We start from the raw sequence: 4,970 nt of genomic DNA on the forward strand, positions 1-4,970 counted from the left end.
CTCGACGGCCCGTCCGTGCTCCACCTCCGGGGTGACCACGCAGGCACCGACCCCGGAGCCGAAGAGCACGACGACGGCGTTGCGGGCGCCGCGTCCCGCGCCGAACCACATCTCGGCCTGGCCCAGGGTCTTGGCGCCGTTGTCGATGAAGTACGGGATATCGTCGGGGAGTTGGGAGGCCGAGCGGAGCAGCCGCTCCAGCGGGACCGCGTCCCAGCCGATGGTCTGCCCGTGCACGACGGCGCCCTGGTCCGGGATGTGCTCGACGATGCCGGGAACGCCGACGCCGACGCCGAGCAGCCGCTCGGGTGCGGCCTGTGCGGCGCCGAGGACCTCGGCGATGCCGTCGCGGATGTGACCGGCGATCACCTCGACGTCGTAGCCCTGCGGGGTCAGCCGTCGTTCGGTGCGGGCGAGTTCGGTCAGGGCCAGGTCGAACAGCTCGACGCGGACCCGGGTTTCGCCGACGTCGACGCCGATCAGCTGTCCGCTGCCCGGGGCGACGCGCAGCAGCGTGCGGGGCCGGCCGCCGTCGGAGTCGACGCTGCCGGCCTCCTCGACCAGGCCGTCCGCGATCAGATCGACGACCACGTTGCTGACCGAGCCGGAGCTCAGGCCGGTGGCCGGGCCCAGCTCGAACCGGCTGAGGGGGCCGTCGAAATACAGCTTCTGCAGCACCGCCGTGCGGTTGCCCCGCCTGAGGTCACGTACCGTGCGCCCGTTGCGCCCCGCCATGCGGCTCCCTTCACGAACCCTGCCCGACCTGCAACATACCCCTTCGGACCGCCGGAATGCGATATTCCCCCACGCCTTAGTTCATGATCTGAGCTAAGCGAGGCCGGGACGGGCGCGGTTCAGCCCGCCGCGTACACGTCCTCGACGTAACGGCCGTCCGCCACCAGCGTGTCGAGCCAGGTCTTGGCCGCCGCCTCGTCGCCGCCCGGGGTGCGCTCCCGGTACAGCGTGCGGAACGCCTCCCGGACACCGGGGGCCATCCGGGCGCCGTCGCCGCAGACGTACACCCGGGCGCCGGAGTCCAGCAGTGCCCAGATCTCGTCGGCCTCGGCGGCGATGCGGTGCTGCACGAAGGCGGCGCCGTTCTCGGGGGCGGCGCTGAAGGCCGGGCGCAGCGAGACGGCCCCGGCTGCCTCGGCGGCCCGCAGCTCCCCGGCGTGCAGGAAGTCGGCGTCGGGGGCGTCGCAGCCGAAGTACAGCAGCGCGGGCGGGAGTTCGGCGCCCGTGGCGCGGGCCGCGGCGCGGTCGGCGACGGCGCCGCGGAACGGGGCGAGTCCGGTGCCGGCGGCGACCATCACGACCGGCGCCGAGCCGTCGATCCGGAAGACCTCGCGGCAGGGCTGGATCCGGGCGTGGATCGTGTCGCCGACGCCGAGGGAGGCGAGGTGACCGGAACCGGTGCCGCGGTAGCGGCCTCGGCCGGACCGGGCCGGGGCGTCCAGGACGGAGACCATGAGGTCCACGTGGCCAGGGTCCACGGCCGGCGAGGAGGACACCGAGTAGGGGCGGGGCCGCAGCGGGGTCAGCAGGTCGAGCAGCAGCGGCCAGTCGAGCGCGCCGCGCAGCGCGGGGTGGTCCTCGGCCAGCTCCAGCAGGGTGCGCGGATCGTCGTCGCCCAGGGCGGCGAGGGCGGCACGCTCGGGCGGGCAGGGGTTGGCCTCGGCGAGCAGGGCGAGCTGCCGGGCCGTCGGCCGCTCCTGCAACTCGACGTAGTAGGTGAGGAGTTGCCGTACGGACAGCGGGCGGTCCACGGCGAGGCCTCCCCCACGCTCGGCTCCGCTCGCGCGGGGGGATCCCCATCGGCGCGGGCGGGCGGCCCGGATGTCCAGGACGGCGGCGGAGTCCAGGCCGAACGCGGCGACGGCGCGTTCCACCACGTCCGGGGCGTTGGCCGGCAGGACGGTCAGATGGTCGGCGGTGCGGTAGGTGACGCCCTCGGGCAACGCAACGCGCAGGAAGCGCTTGGTGCGCGGGTATCCCGGCACGGTCAGGTCGTACGCCTCGGTCACGGTCATGGGGACCAGCTCGTGCCGGGCGGCGAGGGCGTCCAGCGGGCCGCCGTTCACCATGCGGACCTCGTAGGCGTGCGCGGGTTCGGCGGAGGTGCCGGGCAGGGCGTCGGGGTCGCCGTACTCCGTCAGCAGCGCGGTGCGCAGCCGGGCCGTGAACTCCCGTACGGTGCCGGTGAGATCGCCGGAGGCGTCGGCGGCGGCCCGGTCGGTCAGGCGGGTGGCGCCCAGCTCGGCAAGGCGGGCGTCGATGCGGGTGGGGACATGCTGGTAGGTGGCGGCCCAGTTGCGGTCGCCGACGCCGAGGACGGCGTAGCTCACGCCGGTCAGGTCGGGGCTGCCCTCCAGCCATGCGACGAAGGCGCCGGCATCGTCGGTGGGGCGGCCGTTGTAGGAGGCGGCGGTGATGACGACGGGCCGGTCGGTGGGCAGTCCGTCCGCGAACGCGTCCAGGGCACCGACCTCGGTGGCGCAGCCCATGGCGGCGGCCTCGTCGGCGAGCTGGGCGGCGAAGGCGCGGCAGGTGCCGTAGTTGCTGCCGTGCAGGAAGAGGACGCCGGTGCCGGGGCGGACCCGGGCGGGGAGCGTGTCCGGGGCCGGGGTGCCGTCCTCCTGCGGGCGCGCGGCGCCGGGCAGCGGGGCGTGGACGCGGTCGGCGGGGGTGCGCGGGGTGAGCGTGAGGGTGAAGCCCTCGGGCTTGAGGGTGAGGGTCTCCTTCACGGTGAGCCGGTAGTCGGCGTGGTCGTGCAGGCGGTAGCGGTGGACCAGCAGGGCGAGCAGCATGGTCGCCTCGTGCAGCGCGAACTGCCGCCCGATGCAGGCGCGTTCACCGGTGCCGAAGGGCTTGAACGCGTGCACCGGCCGGGCCGCCTCCGCCTCGGCGGTGAACCGCTCGGGGTCGAAGTGCTCCGGGTTGTCGCCCCACACGGGCTGCCGGTGCAGCATCGGGCCGACCACGGTGACGGCCTGGCCGGCCTGGAGCGGGATCCGCCCGCCGAGCAGGGTGTCCTCGAGGGCGTGCCGGCTGAACGCTGCGGCCGTCGGCCACAGCCGCAGCGCCTCGTTGAGGACCTGGCGGGTGTAGGTGAGCCGGCCGACCTCGTCGTAGGCCGGCTCGGGGTCGGCGGCGTCGCCCCACAGCGCGTCGGTCTCGCGCTGCACCAGCCGGAGCACGGCCGGGTGCTTGGCGAGGTAGTACAAGGCGAAGGACATCGCGCCGGAGGTCGTCTCGTGGCCGGCGATCAGGAAGGTGATGACCTGGTTACGGATGTTGGCGGCGTCCAGGGTGGTGCCGTCGGCGGGGTGTGGGGCGCTGAGCATCAGCCCGAGCAGGTCCTCGGCGCCGCTCTGGTCGGTGCCGGCGCGGGAGGCGATGACGTCGTCGACGACCTGGGCGAGGTGGTCGGCGTCCGCGCGGAAGGCGGTGTCGGCGGCGGAGTAGTCCTGGCCCGGGGTGCGGGCCAGCCGGTTCATGCTCCACTCCAGGCAGCGGACCATCGACTCCACGAAGGGGTGCGGCTCGCTGCGCTCGAAGGAGCCGAAGTCGTAGTCGAACCCGGCCAGCCCGATGGTGTCGAGGGTCATCCGGGTCATGTCGTCGGCCACGTCCACGGCCCGCCCGTCCCGGGCCGCGCGGTCCCAGGAGTCGATGAGCCGGCGGGCCACCTTGAACATCACCGGGTGGTAGGTGCGCATCGAGCCGAGCGCGAAGGCGGGCATCAGGATGTCGTGCGCCCTGGCCCAGTTGGGCTCGTCGTTATAGGCGGTGAACAGGCCGTCGGCAGCGAATTCCCGCACGTTCTCCAGCGCGGGCCCGATGTGCTTGGCGAACCGCTCCTCGTCGGCGAGGTCCGCGACCAGGTCCGCGTCGGCGACGAACAGCACGTCCCGGCCGTGCAGCCGGCGCACCAGCACCGGGCCGTGGGCGCGCATCAGCTCCATGATCTGTTGCATCGGGGTGCGGCCTGGACCGGTGGCGGTGATGTCGACGACGGGGACGCCGGGCAGGGTTCCGGCCGGATCGGGGTGCAGTGCGGTGGGAGGCATGGCGCGACAACTGCCTTTCGCGGTAACGGAGTACTCGCGGTAACCGAGTACTGCGTTCCAGGGTGGTCGACCCGCCCGGAGTACCGGCGCCACGGCACTACACGATCGTGCAGTCAAATCTCGGTTGCGGGCCTTGTCGCGCCCCCGGCCCCGTGCCCGGGGGCGCACGGTTTGCCGCTGACCTGGATCTGCGTCTTGGATGAGGGGGTGGCTCGACACTTCGGGAGGTGGCCGTGGACGCGGGGCGGGCCGACGGGGTCGTATGGCGCAACCGGGCCCTGACGCTCTTCGACCGGGTGGCGGTGCCGGTCGCGGTGTGTGATGTGTACGGCCGGGTGGCGCTGGCGAATCCCGCGATGGCCGCCGAGTGCGGTACGACGCCGGGGCGGCTGCGCGGCCGGGACGTACTGGAGCTGTTTCGCCCGCAGGAGGCCGGCCAGGTGGAGCGGATCGCCGAGGCGCTGCGGCTGCGGCACCGCTCCCGCTACCAGGTGTCGGTGCGCTGGCGGGCCCCCGGCGGGGCCGAGCGGTACGGCGAGCTGACGGCGGACCCGGTGAGCGACACCGTGGACGAGACCCCGGCCCTGCTGGTGATGCTGCGGGTACAGGGCGAGTGCTCGGTGCCCGAGCCGGAGCCGGTGCGGGTCACACCGGTGGAGGGCCGGGTACTGGCCCTGCTGGCGGGCGGCGCCACCACAGCCGCCGCCGCCCGCGAACTTGGCCTCAGCAAGGACGGCGTCACCTACCACCTACGACGCCTGTCGGCCCGCTGGCACACGGCCACCCGCACCGAACTGGTCGCCCGCGCCTATGCCTTGGGCGTCCTCGCCCCCGGGGTGTGGCCACCGGAGCCGAGGACGACCGAAACGAGGTGAGCCGCGCCGCCCGTGCCGGAGGAGA

The 4,970-nt window shown here is 74.0% G+C and carries 3 protein-coding genes; 1 reads left to right on the forward strand and 2 read right to left on the reverse strand.

What is annotated here, in order from left to right; translation table 11 throughout:
- A partial coding sequence (locus tag M878_RS54490; RefSeq protein ID WP_023544916.1) for an ROK family protein occupies positions 1-735 on the reverse strand: 735 nt, incomplete at its 3' end.
- 119 nt (positions 736-854) lie between these two features.
- Positions 855-4,070 carry a cytochrome P450 gene (locus M878_RS54495; RefSeq protein WP_023544917.1) on the reverse strand — a complete coding sequence of 1,072 codons (3,216 nt, stop codon included), beginning with the start codon at positions 4,068-4,070 and terminating at the stop codon, positions 855-857.
- Positions 4,071-4,303: 233 nt separating this feature from the next.
- Here M878_RS54495 and M878_RS54500 point away from each other — a divergent pair, with 233 nt between their 5' ends.
- Positions 4,304-4,945, forward strand: coding sequence for a PAS domain S-box protein (locus M878_RS54500; RefSeq protein ID WP_031224076.1), 642 nt, complete (start codon positions 4,304-4,306; stop codon positions 4,943-4,945).
- Positions 4,946-4,970: the final 25 nt, after the last annotated feature.

It is taken from the genome of Streptomyces roseochromogenus subsp. oscitans DS 12.976 (genome assembly GCF_000497445.1).
Classification (GTDB): Bacteria; Actinomycetota; Actinomycetes; order Streptomycetales; family Streptomycetaceae; genus Streptomyces; species Streptomyces oscitans.